This is a genomic window from Novosphingobium sp. B-7 (assembly GCF_000410615.1).
Taxonomy (GTDB): Bacteria; Pseudomonadota; Alphaproteobacteria; order Sphingomonadales; family Sphingomonadaceae; genus Novosphingobium; species Novosphingobium capsulatum.
Window position 1 is genome coordinate 1 of the sequence record NZ_APCQ01000454.1, and the last position, 326, is coordinate 326.

The window sequence follows — 326 nt, forward strand, 5'->3', positions numbered from 1 at the left end:
GACCACCGACCTGCGCCTCAACGAGCCGCGCTATGCCTCGCTGCCCAACATCATGAAGGCCAAGTCCAAGCCGCTCGCCACCAAGACCCCGGCGGATCTGGGTGTCGATGTGGCGCCGCGCCTCAAGACGCTGAAAGTGGCCGAGCCGCCGGTGCGCGCGGCCGGCGTCAAGGTGGCCGATGTCGATGCGCTGGTGGCCAAGCTCAAGGAACTGGGAGTCGCGTGATGGGTAAGGTTCTTCTCTGGGTCGAGCATGACGGCGCGGCGATCAAGGACGCGACGCTGAGCGCGGTAACGGCAGCGGGCCAGCTTGGCGACGTGGTCGC

General features: G+C 67.5%; 2 pseudogenes. Both read left to right on the forward strand.

What is annotated here, in order from left to right:
• Positions 1-226, forward strand: a pseudogene (locus H926_RS25775) (electron transfer flavoprotein subunit beta/FixA family protein); the annotation flags it as partial.
• A pseudogene (locus H926_RS32250) lies at positions 226-326 on the forward strand (electron transfer flavoprotein subunit alpha/FixB family protein); the annotation flags it as partial. The pseudogenes H926_RS25775 and H926_RS32250, both read left to right, overlap by 1 nt.